The 19,130-nt window shown below is 69.0% G+C and carries 20 protein-coding genes and 1 pseudogene; 17 read left to right on the top strand and 4 right to left on the bottom strand.

From position 1 onward, the window contains the following. Window positions 1–273: 273 nt before the first annotated feature. A pseudogene (locus FHU38_RS16380) lies at window positions 274–561 on the bottom strand (Cmx/CmrA family chloramphenicol efflux MFS transporter); the annotation flags it as partial. A gap of 13 nt (window positions 562–574) precedes the next feature. Between FHU38_RS16380 and FHU38_RS16375 the strand changes: the two are divergent. Continuing rightward, the gene (locus tag FHU38_RS16375) at window positions 575–805 is read left to right on the top strand and encodes a DUF6188 family protein (RefSeq protein ID WP_313886799.1); all 231 of its coding nucleotides are present in this window, start codon (window positions 575–577) and stop codon (window positions 803–805) included. A gap of 35 nt (window positions 806–840) precedes the next feature. Here the strand turns inward: FHU38_RS16375 and FHU38_RS16370 are convergent, their stop codons facing one another. After that, on the bottom strand, window positions 841–2,172 hold the full coding sequence (locus FHU38_RS16370; RefSeq protein ID WP_167172381.1) for a helix-turn-helix domain-containing protein: 1,332 nt from the start codon (window positions 2,170–2,172) through the stop codon (window positions 841–843). 157 nt (window positions 2,173–2,329) lie between these two features. Between FHU38_RS16370 and FHU38_RS27460 the strand changes: the two genes are divergently transcribed. Beyond that, window positions 2,330–3,157 carry a hypothetical protein gene (locus tag FHU38_RS27460; protein WP_243852276.1) on the top strand — a complete coding sequence of 276 codons (828 nt, stop codon included), beginning with the start codon at window positions 2,330–2,332 and terminating at the stop codon, window positions 3,155–3,157. A gap of 106 nt (window positions 3,158–3,263) precedes the next feature. Here FHU38_RS27460 and FHU38_RS16360 read toward each other — a convergent pair whose 3' ends face one another. Continuing rightward, entirely contained in the window at window positions 3,264–4,457 is a 1,194-nt protein-coding gene (locus FHU38_RS16360; protein ID WP_167172380.1) for a methyltransferase domain-containing protein, read from the bottom strand. Continuing rightward, a complete protein-coding gene (locus FHU38_RS27455; RefSeq protein WP_243852275.1) occupies window positions 4,454–5,296 on the bottom strand; it encodes an ATP-grasp ribosomal peptide maturase in 843 nt (280 codons plus the stop codon). Before FHU38_RS27455 ends, FHU38_RS16360 begins: the two co-directional genes overlap by 4 nt. A gap of 66 nt (window positions 5,297–5,362) precedes the next feature. On the opposite strand from FHU38_RS27455, the gene FHU38_RS28020 reads away from it, so the two are divergent. From FHU38_RS28020 to FHU38_RS16285, 15 genes are all read left to right on the top strand, one after another. After that, window positions 5,363–5,767, top strand: coding sequence for a 3'-5' exonuclease (locus FHU38_RS28020; protein WP_313886798.1), 405 nt, complete (start codon window positions 5,363–5,365; stop codon window positions 5,765–5,767). A 279-nt stretch (window positions 5,768–6,046) separates the two neighbouring features. Continuing rightward, window positions 6,047–6,922, top strand: coding sequence for an NAD-dependent protein deacetylase (locus FHU38_RS16350; protein WP_167176165.1), 876 nt, complete (start codon window positions 6,047–6,049; stop codon window positions 6,920–6,922). 104 nt (window positions 6,923–7,026) lie between these two features. Next, window positions 7,027–8,019, top strand: a complete 993-nt coding sequence (locus FHU38_RS16345; RefSeq protein WP_167172378.1) for an NAD(P)/FAD-dependent oxidoreductase — start codon at window positions 7,027–7,029, stop codon at window positions 8,017–8,019. Window positions 8,020–8,164: 145 nt separating this feature from the next. Continuing rightward, entirely contained in the window at window positions 8,165–8,827 is a 663-nt protein-coding gene (locus FHU38_RS16340) for a helix-turn-helix domain-containing protein (RefSeq protein ID WP_167172376.1), read from the top strand. A 114-nt stretch (window positions 8,828–8,941) separates the two neighbouring features. After that, window positions 8,942–10,300, top strand: coding sequence for a type III glutamate--ammonia ligase (glnT, locus tag FHU38_RS16335; RefSeq protein ID WP_167172374.1), 1,359 nt, complete (start codon window positions 8,942–8,944; stop codon window positions 10,298–10,300). Between the two features lie 52 nt (window positions 10,301–10,352). Beyond that, window positions 10,353–11,246, top strand: a complete 894-nt coding sequence (locus FHU38_RS16330; protein ID WP_167172372.1) for a glutamine amidotransferase — start codon at window positions 10,353–10,355, stop codon at window positions 11,244–11,246. Next, the gene (locus FHU38_RS16325) at window positions 11,234–11,938 is read left to right on the top strand and encodes a glutamate synthase (protein WP_167172369.1); all 705 of its coding nucleotides are present in this window, start codon (window positions 11,234–11,236) and stop codon (window positions 11,936–11,938) included. Before FHU38_RS16330 ends, FHU38_RS16325 begins: the two co-directional genes overlap by 13 nt. Window positions 11,939–11,967: 29 nt before the next feature. Beyond that, window positions 11,968–13,293, top strand: coding sequence for an FMN-binding glutamate synthase family protein (locus FHU38_RS16320; protein ID WP_167172367.1), 1,326 nt, complete (start codon window positions 11,968–11,970; stop codon window positions 13,291–13,293). Continuing rightward, on the top strand, window positions 13,290–14,495 hold the full coding sequence (locus FHU38_RS16315) for an NAD(P)/FAD-dependent oxidoreductase (RefSeq protein ID WP_167172365.1): 1,206 nt from the start codon (window positions 13,290–13,292) through the stop codon (window positions 14,493–14,495). Before FHU38_RS16320 ends, FHU38_RS16315 begins: the two co-directional genes overlap by 4 nt. Before the next feature lie 117 nt (window positions 14,496–14,612). After that, a complete protein-coding gene (locus FHU38_RS16310; RefSeq protein ID WP_167172363.1) occupies window positions 14,613–16,031 on the top strand; it encodes an ammonium transporter in 1,419 nt (472 codons plus the stop codon). 2 nt (window positions 16,032–16,033) lie between these two features. After that, a complete protein-coding gene (locus FHU38_RS16305; RefSeq protein WP_167172361.1) occupies window positions 16,034–16,282 on the top strand; it encodes a DUF4381 family protein in 249 nt (82 codons plus the stop codon). 44 nt (window positions 16,283–16,326) lie between these two features. Next, window positions 16,327–16,686 (top strand): cupin domain-containing protein, encoded by a 360-nt coding sequence (locus FHU38_RS16300; RefSeq protein ID WP_208415706.1) that lies wholly within the window; start codon window positions 16,327–16,329, stop codon window positions 16,684–16,686. A gap of 7 nt (window positions 16,687–16,693) precedes the next feature. Further along, the gene (locus tag FHU38_RS16295) at window positions 16,694–17,203 is read left to right on the top strand and encodes a dimethylamine monooxygenase subunit DmmA family protein (protein WP_167172359.1); all 510 of its coding nucleotides are present in this window, start codon (window positions 16,694–16,696) and stop codon (window positions 17,201–17,203) included. Further along, window positions 17,200–18,159: a PDR/VanB family oxidoreductase gene (locus FHU38_RS28015; protein WP_208415705.1), complete on the top strand. Its 960-nt coding sequence runs from the start codon at window positions 17,200–17,202 to the stop codon at window positions 18,157–18,159. The genes FHU38_RS16295 and FHU38_RS28015 overlap by 4 nt, the downstream gene beginning before the upstream one ends. Next, window positions 18,156–19,130, top strand: coding sequence for a heme-dependent oxidative N-demethylase family protein (locus FHU38_RS16285; protein WP_243852274.1), 975 nt, complete (start codon window positions 18,156–18,158; stop codon window positions 19,128–19,130). Before FHU38_RS28015 ends, FHU38_RS16285 begins: the two co-directional genes overlap by 4 nt.

Raw genomic sequence — 19,130 nt, 5'->3', positions numbered from 1 at the left:
CGCCGTGGCTGGACAGCTCTTCGGTGATCCTCTGCGCGGGCCGTTTGTGGTCCCGTCACCAGGTCTCGACCTGTGCTACCTCCCAGGTTGGGGTTGCTGTTGGGCTGTGTTATGGGAGCGAGCCTCAGTCCGGCGGACCGGCTTCGCCGAGCCTGCGCCAGCGGGTTGACCCACTCGCTGGCGCAGGCTTGGGAGATGCCCGTTTCAGCGGCGGCGTGGGTGATCGGTCGGGTCCGGCCACCGTTCGATGAGGCGTTGTCGGCCTTCGATATTCGGGCCGCCAGCCGCACCAAGGTTGAGGGCTGCGGTCGCATAGGAGCCACCCATGGTGGGAGCGCCTGATGCCTCGTAGATCACTCGAGCGATCAAGGTGCTGCCCAAGGCGAAGGAGAACGCGCCCTGAACAGGTACCAGCACGAGCAATGCGACCGGGCGGTTGGCCAGGGCGGCGAGCGTGATCCAGCCGAGCAGCGCCAGGAGGCCGCAGGCCGCGATGAGTTGGCCCGGACGCTGATCGGACAGGCGCCCCGCGATCCTGACTCCCAGGAAGGATCCGATCCCGATCTCGCCGGGTGTGGATCCCGACCGGGGTCGCGCGGTTCTGGCCACGTTGCAGGGCCGAACCGTGAAGTCGGCGGCCACAGACGAATCCGGCGGGCTGCTGGTGTCTTTCGCGGACGGCACGCACGTTCACGTCGGTTCGGACGAGGAATACGAATCGTGGGCGCTGGCAGGGCCAGGCGGAATGAAGGTGGTCTGCATGCCAGGCGGAGAGTTGGCGGTATGGAGCGGTGACGAGAGCTGACAGCCACGGCCCGCTTTTCGCGAGCCGGACGTCGTTCAAAGTGGATCGGTCAACGGTCGTCGCGTTTCCTCATACAGCTCCCGTACTTCCGTGACTTCCGGTAACCCGTGGGCTTCCACCGCGTGAATCACTTCGGCGGCCCGCCAGCGATTGGACGGCACCACCTTCCCCGACAGCAGCGCGCGTCGGGTGGCGTCACATGCCTCGTCCGGCCGGTCGGCGGCGACCAGCGCCAACGCCAGATCCAGGTTCGCGGCGGCGACCCTGCGGGGCCACCTGCCGACATCCTCGCTCGGCGACAGCCGCGCGATGACCTCCCGCGCGTACTCCTCGGCGGCCGGATCACCCGCCCACGCCAGGGTGGTCGCGGTGTAGGAGACGGACTTGTTCGGGTCGTACCGGTAGTGGTGTTCCGGCTGGTCAGGACGCTTACGCGGTGACACCAACTCGTGCACGCGTTCGATCGCTCGGTAGGTCTCGCGCCGTTGCCCGAGGCGGGCCAGGGCCCGTCCTTCCTGCGCCGTGGCCTGGATGGCGATGGAACTGCCCGGCGGCGCTGCGTGCCGTGCCCGGCGCGACAGCTCCAGCGCTCGCCGGTAGTCGCCATCGGTGAGCATCCGCCACGCCTCGGTCTCGTAGCTCCACGCCCGGATCTCGTCGTGCCCGACCTGCTCGGCCAGTGCGACGGCCGTCCGCAACCGTGCCGTAGCGGCGGCAGTGTGTTCGAGGTCGATGTGCACGGTCGCCGCAAGCAACGACAGCCAGCCCCCGACCACGAGCAGCCGCCGGTGTTGCGCCAAGGTAGCGCGCGCGTCCAGCAGCCGCTCCACGTAAGCCAGATGGGTACGCAAACGCTCCAGCAACACGGCGGGTGGCGTGTTGCAGTACGACATCGCTAGTTCGTCGAAGGTGTGTTCCAGCGCGGTCAGTGTCGAATCGCCGACGTCGCTGGCCTCGACCCGGCGCGCGAGTTCCAGCGCGGCGAGTTCGTCGTCCACGCGGTCGAGATCTCGCGATTCCGGCGGCGCCCACGGTTGTGTGCGCAACGGGCCCAGCGATTCGACCTTCGCCCTACACTCACGCCGTTCCCGGGACTTCGCGTGCTCGGCGTGGTCACGCCTGGCCGTTTCGAGTTCCTCGAACGCGGCGAACAGCGAACCCCTCGCGCCGAACCGGTCGTCCGCCAGCCGCCAGAACCGCTCGTCGGCCTGCGCGCGCCCGTTCTCGATGTGGCTGACCGAGCTTCGGTCCCGGTGCGTCAGCCGCCCGAACTCGCCTTGCGTGAGACCCGCCGCTTTGCGGAAGGCCGACAGGCGTTCGCCCAGTTCCCGGCGCAACTCAGCTATCTGGTGCGGTTCGCGTGCCATCGGCTTTCCGCTCCCTGTGCGGTGATCAGGCCTGAATCCCGAGAGTAATGGGTGTGAAGCTCGGTGTGTATCGCCGCCGCGGGATGTCGCACCCACCCGGGCACATTCCATGGTGCTGTCGGTCGATCCGGCCGCGAACCGAAGGAAGGCAGGCGCTATGGCCAACACACTCGCCACCCGACCCAAACTGTCCCACCGGCAGTGGCACGACATCGAGGACGTGCTCGCCCAGATGTGTGAACGCACCCACGGTGAGCTGGAGGACCTCCACGACCGGGCGCGGGGCATCCTCGAAACGTGTCGCCCGGACCGGACCATGCCGGATCGGGATGTCGGTGTCGGCGAGCGGTATGAGTTGTGGGCGCACGTGCACCGCACCATCGGCACGCTGCTGCACCTGTACGAGGCCGCGCCCGACGACACCCGCGCGATCCGTAGCGCAGCTTACGAGGGTCCAGGCACTCGCGTGGCGCATGTTCGCCCACGAGCTACCCGGCGGCGGCAGCGCGAGGCGGGAATCCCGATGAGTGGCAACGGATCGACCGCCGTGCTTTACGACAACGCGACCGCGGAACTGTCCGTCTCGCTCGTGCCTGCTCAAGCGGAGCTGATTGAGCGGCTCCTCCTGCGCGAAGGCGATCCGTGTGCGGCCGCCGCTTTGCTGCGGGCGGCGCGGCAGCCGCATGTCGCGACCAACGAACCCGGCGCGGCCGCCATCCGGGCACTGCGACCACCGGCGCACGTCGACCTACCCGCCGCGCTGCTGCGCATAGCGCGCGCCGTCGACAGCGAAACCGAAGCCCTCTACCGCCGCAAGGACAGCGGCGACACCGGCGTCCTTGCGCTGCTGCGCTCCATCGCCTTGCGCCTGCTGGAACTCGGGTTCACGGTTGCCGAGAAAGGCGGGATCGAATGCCGCGACATCGAGGAGGCGATCGCACAGGCGTACGGCTTCTCGGCACAGCGGTCCGGCGCCGATATCTGACCACCCGGGTGGAGGCGGAGGGCACGAATGGCAGCCAGACGTTTCGGAAGATGCGGTGATGTCCTTCGCCGAGGATCGGCGATCAGCGCGATCTTGCTGAGACCGATCAACGGGGCGCGAGCCGCCAAGTGTGCTCGCCGTCGGCCTGGTCGAACCAGACGGTGTGGGTGTCGGGTGTGACGGTGAGCCCGAACGAGTCCCAGCCGGGCCGTCTGAGGTCGGTCCAGGTGCGGTGTGCCTGCTCGACGAAGCGCCAGAGGCGGCGGGGTCCGCCTTCGGCGACCTCATGCTGTCCGTTCTGGGTGGCGAGGGCGATCTCGGCCCAGGAGCCGTCCGGGGTGGCGATCCAGGACGCGGTCGGTGGGGCGCCGCTGTAGGCGGGAATGGCGCCGCCCTCGGGGAGGGTGTAGCCGTAGGCGATCTCGGCACCGAGTTCGAAGGAGGCGAGGAACCAGACCAGCAGCGAGTTCCAGGGGGTGTTCGGGTCGAGGCTGGTGGTGCGGTGTTCGGCTTGGTCGTGGTCGCGTTCGACGCGGAATCCGGCCGGGTTGTCGCCTGGCGTGTGCCGGAGGTCCATGAACGCGGCGTAGGTCGCGTCGAACCGGCCTTCCGCGCGGTCCTCGGCGGTGCGGGTGATGCGGACGAGGCTGCCTGCGCCGGGCGCGGGTTTGAGGTCGGTCAGGATCACCCCGCCGGGCCGGACCTGCTCGACCCAGGCCCGCGGGATCGCTGGGACGGCGCAGGTGGCGATGATCGCGTCGAACGGCGCGTGTTCCGGCAGCCCGGCCGCTCCGTCGCCGGCGACCAGCGTCGGGTAATAGCCGAGTCCGGCAAGCCGCTGGCGGGCCAGCTCGACGAGGTCGCCCTCGACGTCGACCGAGTAGACCTGCTCATCGCCGAGCCGGTGCGCCAGGAGGCCGGCGTTGTAGCCGGTGCCGGTGCCGACTTCCAGCACCCGCGAACCGTCGGTGAGGTGCAGAGCTTCGATCATGCGGGTCATCAACCCTGGCTGGGTCGACGACGACAGCACCGTCGTGCCGCCGGTCGCGGTCGGGGCGAGCGCGGTGATCAGCGCGGTGTTGGCGTAGACGGCGGCGAGGTCGTCGACGCTGGCGCGCTGCGCCCAGCTGCCGTCCGGGGTCTGCTGGTGGTAAGTGGGGACGAACGCGTGCCGGGGAACCGCTCGGACGGCGTCGACCAGACGCGGGTCGGTGAGCTTGCCCGCCGCGGCCAACTCGTCGGTGAGCCGCTGCGCGTGCGACTCCCACTCGACGTCAGTGGTGGTGTTCGTTGTGGTCACGGGCGTCCCCTTGGGTGGGTGAGCAGGGCGGCTAGGGCCGTGGTGATCGGTGCCCCGGTCTGGGCTTCCAGCCAGCCATACTGGCCGGAGCTGTTCGATTCCAGGAACCACCATCGCCCCTCGGCATAGATGGCGAAATCCACTGCGGCGTAGGCCAAACCCAGGGTATCCAGGTAGCGGCGCAGGCCCTTCTCAACATTCGGCGGTGTGTCGACGAGCTGGTAGCGCAACGCGGTGAAATCGGCCCGCCAGTCCACCCGCGCCGCCGGCGAGTCCGCGGTGATCGCGATGGTGAACATGCGCTCGCCGATCACGATCACCCGTGCTTCGTGGGTCTTGTCCACCCAGCGTTGCAGCTGGGTCGCGGTCGAGGCGACCCCGTCCAGCTCGCCGAGGTCGGTCTCGTCCAGGCGGCGGGTGTAGGCGATCTTGAGCTGGCCGCCTTCGGTGATGGTGTTCGGACCGAACGACTTGCAGATCGTGTCGCCGGCGCCGTGCTCGCGGGCGAACCGGGACGCGGCCGCCGGCGAGTTGGTGACCAGGGTCGGTGCGACATTCAGACCGCAGGCCGCGGCGGTAGCGAGCTGGAGGGGTTTGAACATCGCGTCCGCGGCCCGGTTGGGGTGGTTGACCCAGCCCACCGGCAGCGCGGCCAGCACGCCGCCGAAGCCGAGCCGCGCCTCGCGGTGGGCGTAGGCGCGCTCGACCTCGGTCAGCGTCGCCGGGAACGCAAAGGCCGACGGGTCGCGATACCAAATCGAGGCGATGTCGGTCAGCTCGACGGCGCGCTGCTCGGTGACGGCAGCGACACCCTCACCGGGTACCGGTCGCTGCTTCACGGCACGCGGCCCGAAGTCATCGGATACGCCAACGAACAGGAGGAGATCACCGCGCTGGTGCGACGCGTGGCTGATTGGCTCGATCAGGGTGTTCGGCCCGACGAGATCGCCGTCTGCACCCGGTTCAACCTCCTGCAGGACAAGGTCCGCGAGCAGCTCACGGCCGAGGGAATCCCCGCGGTGAAGGTCAGGGACCGTCCGGGTGCCGACGTCGTGGCAGTGCGGTTGGCCAGCATGCACGCGATGAAGGGACTGGAGTTTCGCTGCGTCGCCGTCCTGGGGGTCACGGCCGGCGCCGTTCCGTTCGCCAAGGAAGTGACCCCGGCGGAGGTGGACAGCCTGCAGCACGAAAGCGATCTCTTGCAGCAACGCTGCCCGCTCTTCGTGGCGTGCACGCGAGCGAGGGAGCGTCTCGCGGTGTCCTACAGCGGGACTCCCAGCCCGTTCCTGCCGACCGACGGTGCCGGGTAGCACGACCGCTTCCATACTGTCGGACATCGGCCGAAGCTTGGCGGGGTCTGCAGAAAGTCTTTCCTGAACCCAGTTCAGGTGCCGGTCAACGGGGGCGGTACACGTTCGGCGAAGGCGGCACGATCAAGCGCGGCCATCACGACATCCCGGCAAGGAGTTCGTCGTGAGCCTGGCGGGCCGTCGGCTCGACGTGTACCACTGGAGCGCGGCTGCGCCTGCCCGATCGCGTCGTGCCCAGGGAGCAGGGCGCGGTTGCCCCGTAGGCTGGAAACCGTGCGGATGAGGCCGACCCTTAGCTGGACACCGAGCGGTGTGCCCGCGCCCGTCACCACGGAGCTGGACGAGGTCGCGCGGGTGGTGGGGGAGCGTGGGGTGGTCGTGCTCAGCGGGGCGGGCCTTTCCACCGAGTCGGGTATCCCGGACTACCGGGGCGCAGGCGGGACGCTGCGGCGGCACTCGCCGATGACCTACCAGGAGTTCGTAGGCAGCGAGGAAGGCAGGCGGCGGTACTGGGCCCGCAGCCACCTCGGCTGGGCCACGGTCGCACGCGCCAGGCCGAACGCGGGCCACCACGCGGTGGCTGCGCTGCGGGCGGGCGGCTACCTGTCGGGCATCATCACGCAGAACGTCGACGGCCTGCACCAGAGGGCCGGAGCCAGCGCAGTGGCGGAACTGCACGGCAGCCTCGCCCGTGTCGTGTGTCTTTCCTGCCGCCGAACCAGCGCACGGCACGAGCTCGATCGACGCCTGCGGCAGGCCAACCCGTCCTTCCGCGCCGAGGCGACGAAGCTCAACCCCGACGGTGACGTCGACCTTGCCGAGCACGTTGTGCGGGAGTTCCGGCTCGTGCCGTGTGCCGCGTGCGGGTCCGGTGTGCTGAAGCCGGACGTGGTGTTCTTCGGCGAGAACGTGCCGCGCCCGCTGGTGCGACGGTGCTACGAACTGATCGAGGAAGCCAGCGCCGTGCTGGTGCTGGGTTCCTCGCTGACGGTGCTGTCCGGACTGCGGTTCGTCCGCCGTGCCGCGGAGCAGGGCAAGCCGGTGCTGATCGTGAACCAGGGGGAGACACGCGGCGACAGCCACGCCCGGCTCCGCGTGGAGCTGCCCTTGGGGCAGGCGCTCACCGAGGTGGCCGGCCGGCTCGGTTGCGCCTGACAACCGGCTCCGGCGCGCATCCGTGGTCATTTTTGCCGAATCGGCAAGAATTCTTGTCACCTTTCGCGCGGTGGGCGGATCGTTGCCGGTGGAGGTGATCTCGCATGGTCGATCGGTTGCGTGACAGCTATGACGTGGTGGTGATCGGAGGTGGTGCGGCGGGGCTGAGCGGTGCGTTGACGCTGTCCCGTGCCCTGCGGAGGGTGGTGGTGCTGGATTCGGGCCGCCCGCGCAACGCACCGGCCGCCGGGGTGCACGGCCTGCTCGGCCGCGAGGGAACCGAGCCGGCGGAGCTGCTGGCGCGCGGTCGGGCGGAGGTGCGTCGCTACGGCGGCGAGGTGGTGCCCGGTGAGGTCGAGACCGTTCGCCGCGACGAGAACGGGCAGGGCGCGGCGACCTCTTTCGTCGTGAGGCTGACCGACGGCAGCCAGACCCGGGCACGGCGCCTACTGGTGGCCACCGGATTGGCGGACGAGTTGCCGGACATCCCGGGACTGTCGCAACGCTGGGGCCGCGACGTACTGCACTGCCCGTACTGCCACGGCTGGGAGGCCAGACACCGCACGATCGGCGTGCTCGCCACCGGACCCATGTCGGTGCACCAGGCGTTGCTGCTGCGCCAGTGGAGCGAGCACGTCCGGTTCTTCTCGCGGGGCAGGCCGGTGACCAATGAACAGGCCGAGCAGCTGGCAGCACGCGGAATCGCCACGATCGACGGCGAGGTGGTGGCACTGCAGATCGTCGACGACACACTCCTCGGCGTGCGACTCGGTGACGGGTCCGTGGTGGAACTTGATTTCGTCGCGGTGTCGCCGCGAATGGTGGCGCGCGCCGGCTTCCTCACCGAGTTGGGGCTGCACCCCGTGCCGCGCCCGATGGGCGAGTCGCTCGCCGCGGATGCGACCGGGCGCACCGACGTGCCCGGTGTCTGGGTGGCGGGCAACGTCAGTGACCCCATGGCCCAGGTCGGCATGGCCGCCGCAGCGGGCAGCGCGGCGGCGGCTCAGCTCAACGCCGACCTGGTCACCGAGGAGACCGAACGCGCCGTGCGGACCCTGCGTGTGATCCGGTCGTCGGCTTCGGCGGCCCAGCGGTAAGCGTGACCCGCCGCTGCTACCGCGTGATCGAGGAGTCGACTGCGGTTTTCGTGCTCGTCCCTGATCCGGCTCGGGTCGGCTGGTCCAGCCCCCTGCGGTAGCGGCATGATCTCAGCAGGAAACCAGGGTGACCGAGCGAGGCGGGATGAGCACGACGGAAGATGGTGAGCGCGACGACCGAGCCGCGGGCCATGGGCCCGCGGCTCGGGAGATCGTGCATCCACCACCTGAAGAGGGCGCGCTGGAGCGGGTGATCGCCGAGCAGGTGCGCAGCTACCGGCAGGCCCGAGGGGTCACCGTCGGCGAGATGGCACTGCGGGCAGGCATCTCAAAGGCGATGCTTTCCAAGATCGAGAACGCCCAGACCTCGTGCAGCCTCACCACGCTCGCCCGGCTGTCCTCGGCGCTCGATGTTCCGGTCACCGCGCTGTTTCGCGGTGCCGACACCGGTCGCGAGGCCGTCTGGACCCCAGCCGGTTCGGGAGGCCGGATCGTGGCTCGCGGCACGCGGGTCGGCCACGACTACGTTCTGCTCGGCGGTCTGCGCGGGCCGCACAAGCGGATGGAGGCCCACCTGGTGACGCTCACCGAGCAGAGTGAGGTCTTCCCGCTGTTTCAACATCCAGGTACCGAACTGCTCTACATGCTCGAGGGCGAGATGGTGTACGGGCACGGTGACAACGCCTACCCGATGCGGCCCGGCGACGCGCTACAACTCGATGGCGAGGGCGTGCACGGTCCGCGAGAGTTGGTGAAGCTGCCGATCCGCTTCCTGTCCGTGGTGGCCTACGGCGACCGGGAACGCTGACCCGGACAAGCCACTCGTTACACGACTTAACACCGGCGCAACCCGCAGGGCGTTTATTAGGGTGAGACTGAGTTTCATCTTGTTCTACAACGTTCCTGATCTGAGGGAGGCGCCATGACGCTCGACACCGCGCCACCGTCCGGCCTCGCCCCTGCCCCCATGGCGAGCCCTGACCTGGCGTCGCTAGCCAGAGCCGACGGCGTGAAGTTCCTGCTGGCCCTGTTCGTCGACCTGACAGGGAAACCCTGCGCGAAGCTGGTGCCGGTTGAAGCCGCGGAGGAACTGCAACACGAGGGTGTCGGGTTCGCCGGTTACGCCGTCGGCGCCATCGGGCAGCAACCGCGCGACCCCGATCTGATCGCCGTGCCCGACCTCGCCTCCTACACGCCACTGCCGTGGGTGCGCGAAGGCATGGCGCTGGTGCACTGCGATCCGCACGTCGAAGGCAAGCCGTGGCCGTTCGCGCCGAGGGTGATCCTCAAGGCTGTCCTCGACCGCGCCCTCTCCGACGGGCTCGAACTGTTCGTCGGAAGCGAGGTGGAGTACTTCCTGGTCAACCGAGATTCGGACGGACACCTCGCGCCTGCCGACGACCGAGACGTCCACGCGCGGCCGTGCTACGACGCACGCGGGCTGACCCGGATGTATGAGCACCTCACGGCCGTGTCAGCGGCCATGAACGAACTCGGCTGGGGCAACTACGCCAACGACCACGAGGACGCCAACGGTCAGTTCGAGCAGAACTTCACCTTCAGCGACGCGCTCACCACCGCCGACCGGGTCATCACCGCCCGGTACCTGATCTCAGTGCTGGCCGAGCAGCGAGGCATGACCGCCACGTTCATGCCGAAGCCGTTCGCCGACCGCACCGGCAGCGGGCTGCACCTGCACCTGTCGCTGTGGCGCGACGGCACCCCGCTGTTCCCCGACTCCGACGACGCTCGCGGCCTCGGGTTGTCCACACTGGCCTACTCGTTCCTCGCCGGAATCCTGGACCACGCGCCCGGTATGCAGGCGTTGCTGGCCCCCACGGTGAACTCCTACAAGCGAACCGGTGCCGTCGCAACCCGCTCCGGAGCCACCTGGTCGCCGAGGCACGTCAGTTACGGCGGCAACGACCGCACCCACTTCGTGCGCGTGCCGGACGACAATCGCGTCGAGTTGCGCGGCGCGGACGGCTCTGCCAACCCCTACCTCGCGGCAGCCGCGGCCCTGGCTGCGGGGCTGCACGGCATCGCGGGCAATCGTGACCCTGGTGCACCCGGTCGAACCGAGGCGGTCCGGCCGCAGTTGCCGCCCACGCTGCTGCACGCCGTCGAAGCGCTGGCAGCGGACCCGGTGATGGCGGCGGCCCTGGACGCCGCTGGGCCGGGCGTGTGCGACTACTTCACCGCATTGAAGCGCCAGGAGTTCTTCGACTGGCACAACACGGTCGGCTCGTGGGAAATCGACCGTTACCTCACCGCTTTCTGAGCCCGGCCGCAGGCCGGACCGGTTCGGTTGTTCCTGGAAAGGGGATGTGCCCGTGTGTGGGATCGTGGGGCTGCACCTGCGCGATCCGAAGCTGTTCCCTCGGCTCGGTGTCCTGCTCGAAACGATGCTGTGTCAGGTCGCAGAACGCGGCCCCGACTCTGCTGGGGTCGCCGTATACGGCGACCGTCGCCGCTGCCCCGACGGCCACGCCGCGGTGTCCGTACTGGACACCCGGCCGGGCCTGGCCGAAGCCGTCGGCGAACAGCTGCCCGGAGTGTCGGACGTGCTGGTCACGACGGCGGGCGACACCAGTGTCGTCGCGGCACCGGTCAGCCCGGCCGAACTGGTCTCGGCGGTGCGGGCCGCCGCGCCCGGTGCCGTCGTGGTGAGCAGCGGTACGGATCTCACCGTCTACAAGGGAACCGGAAACCCTCGCGAGCTGGCGAGGACCTATGATCTCGCGGGCGCGAGCGGCTGGCAGGGACTCGCACACACCCGCATGGCGACCGAGTCCGCGGTAACAGCGCAGGGCTGCCACCCGTTCTCGGTCGGTGAGGACCAGTGCCTCGTGCACAACGGTTCCTTCGCCAACCACGCCACCATCCGAGGGCAGTTGCGAGCGCTGGGCGTGCACTTCGACAGCGACAACGACTCCGAGGTCGGGGCCCGGTTCGTCGCGGCACGCCTTGCGCAGGGCGATGATCTGGACAAGGCGCTTCGCCTGCTGTGCGAGCGGTTCGACGGGTTCTACACGCTGCTGGCCACCACCGGCGACGGTTTCGCCGTCGTGCGCGACGCCATCGCCTGCAAACCCGCGATCATCGCCGAGACCGAATCCTGGGTAGCGATGGCGTCGGAGTTTCGAGCGCTGGCAGGGCTTCCCGGGGTGGAAGGTGCCCGGATCTACGAACCCGAACCGGAAAGGGTGTACGCATGGCAGCGGTGACGGGTGATTCGGTGACCAGCGCCGTCGCGGTGGATCTCGCCGAGACCTCCGTGCGGTGGCTCAACGCCGAACTGCACAACCCGACGGCGAGCAGGTATCGGGTGCTCGCTCCCCGTGGCGCGCACGCCATCGCGGCCGGGCTGCGTGGCGAGGTCACCGTCGACGTGTACGGGCACGCCGGCTACTACTGCGCGGGCATGAACGACGGCGGCACGGTAACCGTGCACGGAAGCGTCGGGGTTGGGGTGGCCGAGAACATGATGTCCGGAACGGTCCGCGTGCGTGGGGACGCCTCGCAGTCCGCGGGCGCCACCGGCCACGGCGGGTTGCTGGTCGTCGAGGGCAATGCGTCGATGCGGTGCGGCATCTCCATGAAGGGCATCGACATCGTGGTCGGTGGCGATGTGGGCGCGATGAGTGCGTTCATGGCGCAGGCGGGCAGGCTCGTCGTGTGCGGCGATGCGGGCGACGGTCTCGGCGACTCGATCTACGAGGCGCGGCTGTACGTGCGAGGCGCGGTGAAGACGCTCGGCGCCGACTGCGTGGAGAAACCGCTGCTGCCGCGACATCGGGAGGAGTTGGCGGGCCTGCTGGCCGCGGCTGGGCTGGACCATGACCCCGCCGAATTCCGCCGGTACGGCTCCGCGCGCACCTTGTACCACTTCGCCGCACACAACTCGGCGGCGTACTGATCGCCGTTGAGGATGCAGAAAGGATGCAGATGACCAGCGAACATTCCGCGTTCGGCCTGCGCCCGTCCGCGACATTCGACGCGGCGACGATCGCGGGCATCCAGCGGGCAGCGCGGACCGGCGTCTACCACATTCGCGGTGGCGGAGCGAAGCGGCGCGTGCCGCATTTCGACGACTTGCTGCTGCTCGGTGCGGGCATGTCGCGCTACCCGCTGGAAGGGTACCGGGAACGCTGCGACACCGACGTGGTGCTCGGAACCCGCAACGCGCGGTTCCCGCTGCACCTCGACATCCCGGTGACCATCGCGGGGATGAGCTTCGGGGCGCTTTCGGCACAGGCGAAGGAGGCGCTGGGACGTGGAGCCAGCGAGGTCGGCACCTCGACCACCACCGGTGACGGTGGCATGACGCGGGAAGAGCGTGGCCAGTCCAAGCACCTGGTGTATCAGTACCTGCCATCCCGGTACGGGATGAACCCCGCCGACCTGCGCAAGGCCGATGCCATCGAGGTCGTGCTCGGGCAGGGCGCCAAACCCGGTGGTGGCGGGATGCTGCTCGGGCAGAAGATCAGCGACAGGGTGGCCACGATGCGGACGCTGCCGCCGGGCATCGACCAGCGCAGCGCGTGCAGGCACCCGGACTGGACCGGGCCGGACGACCTCGCGATCAAGATCCTTGAGTTGCGCGAGATCACGGACTGGGAAAAGCCGGTGTACGTCAAGGTCGGCGCCGCGCGTACCTACTACGACGTGAAGCTCGCGGTCGCCGCCGGGGCCGACGTCGTGGTCGTGGACGGGATGCAGGGCGGCACCGCGGCCACGCAGGAGGTGTTCATCGAGCATGTCGGCATCCCCGTGCTCGCGGCGATTCCGCAGGCGGTGCGGGCGTTGCGGGAACTCGATGTGCATCGCAAGGTGCAGCTCATCGTCTCCGGTGGGGTCCGGACCGGCGCAGACGTGGCCAAGGCGCTGGCACTTGGCGCCGACGCGGTCGCGATCGGCACGGCGGCGCTCATCGCGCTGGGCGACAACGACCCGCGCCACGCGGCGGCCTACGCCGACCTGGGATCGGCGCCCGGTTGCTACGACGACTACCAGGACGGCCGCGACCCGGCGGGGATCACGACACAGGACCCGGAGTTGGCAGCGCGGCTCGACCCGGTGGAGGGCGGCAGGCGGGTCGCGAACTACCTGCGGGTGCTCACCATGGAGGCACAGACACTCGCCAGGGCCTGCGGCAAGTCACATCTGCTGCATCTGGAGCCGGAGGACCTCGTGGCGCTGACCGTCGAGGCCGCCGCGATGGCGCGGGTACCGCTCGCGGGCACGTCGTGGGTTCCCGGAGGTGAGTGGTGACCACCACCGCGACCGAGTCCGCCGACGTCGTGATCGTCGGCGGAGGCATCGAGGGCACGGCCGCGGCGTGGGCGCTGGCCCGGCACGGGATCACCGATGTGGTCGTGTGCGAGCGGAACACGGTGGGCTCCGGCGGTACCGGCAAGTCCAGCGGCATCGCCCGGTGCCACTACGGCGTGCCCTCGCTGGCGGCGATGGCCTGGAAGTCGCTGCCGGTGCTGGAGGAAGCCGAGGAGATACTCGGCGTCGACGTCGGCTTTCGGCGGACCGGATACGTCGTCGGCGTCGGGCAGCGCGATGTGGACTCCCTACGTGCCAATCTCGCGGCGCAGCGGAGGTTGGGCATCGACACCGAAAGCATCGACCGTGCCGAGGTGGCGAAGCTGTGGCCCTCCGCCGACCTTACCGACTTCGCGGCATTCGGCTGGGAGCCCCGCGGTGGGCACGGTGACGCCTACCGCACCGCGCAGGGCTTCTCCGCCGCCGCGCGCAGGTACGGGGTGCGTATCCGGCAGGGCAGCGCGGTGAGCGAGATCCTGACCTCCTCGGGCCGGGCGCGCGGTGTTCGGCTTGCGGGCGGCGAGACGATCGCGAGCGGCTCGGTCGTGGTCGCGGCAGGCCCGTGGTCGGTGTCGCTGCTGAGCCCGCTGGGCATCGAACTGCCGATCACCGTGCATCGCGAGCAACTCATACTGATCCGGCCCGGAGCCGGTGCCGACCTCGCAGGCGCGCCCGTGTTCTCGGATCTGGTCTCGCTGCAATACATCCGCCCGGAGCCGACGGGTGAACTGCTGGTGGGCAACAGCGATCTCGGCACACTCGAGCCCGCCGACCCCGACCGGTACTCCGATCGCGCCGATCCCGGCTTCCTGGAATCGGCCGTCGGCAAGGTTGCCCTGCGATTGCCAGGACTGCCCGATCCGGCGCTCGCGAGCAGCTACGCCGGGTGTTACGACGTGACGCCCGACTTCAACCCCGTCATCAGCCGTACCGAAGTGGACGGTCTGGTCGTCGCGGCCGGATTCAGCGGGCACGGCTTCAAGATTTCCCCCGCGGTGGGGGAGTTGGTCGCTGAGCTGGTTCACCGAGGCGACTCCACCGATCCCGCAGTACCGGCGGCGGATTTCCGGCTGGAGCGCTTCGGCGAGGGAGCGCCGTTGACGAGCCCGCACCCGTATGTCGGTGCTGGGCAACTGCGTTGACGCAAGTTTCCGGTTCTGGTTTAACGCAAGCTTTACGGCTGAAGGTTCCGTTCGAAATGCCCGCGAGGTCTCCTGATATGCGACAAAGATTACTGACAGTGGACGAGGAGCTGGCCCGTGGACAGTGAACTCACCGCCCTCACCACGATCTTCACCGAGTTCTACTACTGGCTGACGATCGTCTTCATGTTCCTGATTCACGTCGGGTTCACCCTGTACGAGGTGGGCACGGCCCGGCGCAAGAACCTCCAGCACACACTGATGAAGAACGTGATGCTGATCCCGGTGGTCACCGTGACGTTCTTCCTCTTCGGCTGGTGGTTGTACTACGCCGTCGGAAACGGTCCCGGTATCACCGGCGGGATCGGCGAGGCCGCGGCCGACGCCACCCCGTGGTCACCGCTGCTGGCGCCGAACCTCGACGACAACATCACCGGCGTCTTCTGGGCGGCGTTCCTGCTGTTCTCCTGGACAGCCGCCTCGATCGTCTCCGGTGCGATCATCGAGCGGGCACGCACCGGCGCGTTTCTCATCATGGCCGTCCTGGTCGGCTCCGTCACCTGGGTCATCGGCGGCGCGTGGGGCTGGAGCGCGACCGGCTGGCTGGTACAGACCATGGGCTACCACGACGCATACGGCTCCGGCGTGATCCACGCCGTCGCGGGTGGCGCCGCGCTCGGCATGCTCGTCGTACTCGGCCCGCGCATCGGCAAGTTCGGGCCGCGAGGTGAGGTCAGGGACATCAAGCCGCACAACGTGTGGCTGACCGGCGTGGGCCTGTTCATCATCCTCGTGGGTTTCTGGGGCTTCTACGCCGCGTGCAACATCCCCATCATCAACGTGGGCAGCGACTCCGACCCGCTGTTCGCGGCGACCACGATCTACGGCACCCCCACGACGCTGTCGGGCAACTCGTTCAACCTGCTGATGTCGCTGATCGGTGGCATGGCGGTCGGGTTCGTGCTGAGCAAGGGCAGTGTGTTGTGGACGTTCTCCGGCGCGCTCGGAGGCATCATCACCGCGTCCGCGGGCAACGACCTCTACCACCCGCTGCAGGCGATGCTGATCGGCGCGGTGGGCGTGTTCATCGCGTTCAAGCTGCACCACTGGGTCGAGCGCCGGTTCAAGATCGACGATGCGGTGGGTGCCGTCGCCGTACACGGTTACACCGGGTTCCTCGCGCTGGTGATAGCCGGTTTCGTGCTGTGGGGATATCCGGCCGCCGCGCCGGTCGAGGGAGTGAGTGCCTGGCTGGGCAGCAACGCGGACGGCTGGCCGGTGATCAACCCGCTCGGCCAGTTGATCGGAGCCCTGATCATGTTCTGGGTGCTCGGCTTCCTGCCCACGTTCGCCGTCGCGAAGCTGCTCGACAAGTTCGGCCTGCTGCGCGTGCCGAGGAAGGTCGAACTGGCCGGATTGGACACCCACGGATACGACGACGCCTACCCCGAGTTCTCAGCCCCGAACAACAGGCTCGACGACGTGGAGCTGGAAGCGCTCCTCGGCGCCACGGCACGTGAAGACAGGAGGTCCTGACCATGAGCACCGGCATCGAATCCTACGCCGAACTGGAGCCGATCAGCTCGCTGTTCCCCTTCCCCGGTTCGGAGATCGCACTGGTGGCCATCACCGTCCTCGCCTGGATCTGGTTCCACATCTGGCAGGTACGCAACGAGAACCGCGAGTACCGGCACGCGCTGGCGGCGCTTTCGGTGAGCGAGCAGGCCGAACCCGAAGCGCCTCGGCAGCAGGAGTCTCGGACGCTGGTGACGGCCGAACAACCGTGAGCCGAACGGCATGAGGAACCCATGACCACCGAAGGAGGACAGACATGGAAGCCGTACAAGGACCCATCCGCAAGGTGGAGGGCGGCGCGGTCAAGCTGCCGAGCATGAACATCGACGGGTGCGAAGCCTTCATCGGGGACGTCCACGAGAACCCAGGGGGCGCGCAGCTGTGTGCCGGCTTCTTCGAGTTGTTCGCGTCCCAGCCGCTGGTGTACGAGTACACCTACGACGAGATGAAGATCGTGCTGGAGGGCGAGTTCAAGCTCACCGACAAGGCCACCGGGCAGGTCGTGCACGCGAAACCGCGCGACGTACTGTTCTTTCCCAAGGGCGCCACCGTCGTGTTCGAGACACCGGAGCGGGCGCTTGGCTTCTACACCGGCCATCGCGACTTCGCCCCCTGAGCGCGTCATGGCGGAATCGCACACGAGCGTGCCGAAGTGGGACGCGACACCGCCCGCCGTCGACGACACCGGGACGTCCTACGCGGTGCTGGGGTTCGGTGAGGACGGTGGAGCCGTCGCGTCGGCCTGGGTCGCCGAACTCGGCGCAGGCAGGCCGGTCTGGGTCCGCTACGCGGACGGTGCCGACGACACGACGCTGTCGGCGCTGCGTGAACAACTGCGCGCGGCTCGGGTCGGCTGGCGACTGCTGCTGGCCGGCCCGGAGGCCGACGTACTCCTCGCTCGCTCGGTGGCACTGGGTCACGGCGCCGTGCCAGCCGAGATACGCGCGCACGCGACGAGCACCGCGCTCAAGCGCGTCCACTGTCCACATTGTAAGGAGACGACCTTAGCCGGGTGCGCGGTGGGAGAGACATTCGGGTGCCGGGGATGCGGGTGCACGCTCGTGATCCACCACCACGTTTCCCGGCGCGGGAGCGCGTACCTGGGATACATGGCTGACGCGGAGGCGGTGTGAACGAGCGTGACGGCAGGACTGACGAGGGCCTACTGCTGCGGGTAGCGGGTGCGGAACACGTAGCGGCGGACATTCGCATGCTGCGCCTGCGCAGGGCGGACGGTGGCGGGCTGCCGCCGTTCGTTCCCGGCAGTCACGTCGTGGTGGACTGCGGCGACCGGCGCAACGCCTACTCGCTGACCGGCGACGGTATCGAGCCCGAGGAGTACACGATCTCGGTACTGCGCTGCCCCGGCGGCGACGGCGGATCGGTCTTCCTGCACGGCATCGAGGTCGGCGACGTGCTGAGGGTGAGCGGGCCGCGCAGCGCGTTCCCCCCGGCGGCGAGCGCGCACCACCACCTGCTCGTCGCGGGTGGCATCGGCATCACGCCGATGCTGTCCCACGTGCGCGCCGCGCGGCAGTGGGGCCGGTCGTTCCGGCTCTACTACGCCCACCGGCCCGGAGCGGGTGCACACGTGGCCGAGTTGAGAAGGCTGTGTGGCGATCGGTTGCGCGAGTACACCGGGCGAGCCGATCTCACCCGTGCCGTGCGGGCCGAGTTGCGTGCGAGCCCACTCGGCACCCACCTGTACGCCTGCGGGCCCGGTGAAATGCTCGACGACGTGCGGGCAGGCGCCGCCGAAGCGGGCTGGCTTGCCGACCGGGTGCACGTTGAGCGGTTCTCCGCTGCGGAACTCGACCCGGGCGCGCCGTTCACCGTCACACTCGCCAGGTCCGGGACGCGGGTGAGCGTGCCCTCGGGCGTGAGCCTGCTCGAAGCACTTGAGAAGGCGGGCACCCCGGTACCCAACATGTGCAGGCAGGGCGTCTGCGGCGAATGCCGGGTGAGTGTGGTGCGGGGACGGCCGCTGCACCGGGATCTGTACCTGTCCGAAGCCGAACGAGCGGCCGCCGACACGGTTATGTGCTGCGTTTCGCGATGTCTGGACCAGGAGTTGGAGCTCGACCTATGACGGACACGATGCTTTCGTCGCACCTCGCGCGATTCCCGTTCCCGTTTCGGGAGGACACCTACCGCTACAGCACGAATGTCGAGCCCGCTCGCCAGTTCGTACCCACGGAGGCAGGCGGGTGGGGCGAGCACGTGCTCGACCTCGATGCCACCTACGAGGCGGAACTGACCGAACGGGAGCGGATCCTGCGGCGCGACCCCAGCCGGTGCACGGTGCTGCCGCACATGCGGGTCGCGACCTGGGACGCGCTGCTCACCGTGCTCGGCGAGTTGGCGGCGACCTACCCCGGGCAGATGAGCCTGCATCGAGACGGCACCACCTACCGGTGGCGCAACGACCTGCTCGGGGTGAAACAGGAGTTCGTGCTCGGCGAGGAGGACTCGCTGCCCTGCGACCCGCTGCTGTTCGCGGGCAGCCAGGCGCAGGAGGACATCGTGCTGCTGGACCAGCGTGAGGACGCGCTGTGGGCCGATGCCGGGCTGGTCACGTTCGCCGCCGACTGGTCACTGGGCTTCGACGTCGGGATGCGCTTCCTCGAGATACACGGCCCCGTTCCCCGAGTCCACGAGGAACGGGTGATCACCAGGGCCGAGCGGTTCCTGATGCGGCTCGAAGCCGGTCAGGAGTACCGGCGCACCAACTGGACGATGACGGTCGACCGGCGGCTGGACACCTCCACCGAGACCTACCCCGAGTGGGGGCGCGACCGCCGCCTCGTCGTCACCGATCCCGCCCTGCCCGACCGGCTGCACCTGCGCGTCGAGGTGCAGCATCTGCTGCGGCTGCCCCGCAGCGGGGCGATCCTGTTTCTCATCCGCACCTACCTGCTCTCGCTGACCGACCTCGCGCGGGTCCCGGCGTGGCGAAGCCGGTTCGCCTCGGTGCTGGCCGAACTACCTGACGACCTGACCGAGTACAAGGGGCTGAGCCACTACCGCGACGCCGCCGCACACTGGTTGGCCGGGGGCTGA

The sequence above is a fragment of the Saccharomonospora amisosensis genome, assembly GCF_011761185.1.
Classification (GTDB): Bacteria; Actinomycetota; Actinomycetes; order Mycobacteriales; family Pseudonocardiaceae; genus Saccharomonospora_A; species Saccharomonospora_A amisosensis.
The sequence above is the reverse complement of the archived record's forward strand: the minus strand, read 5'-3'. Positions and strand labels throughout refer to the sequence as shown.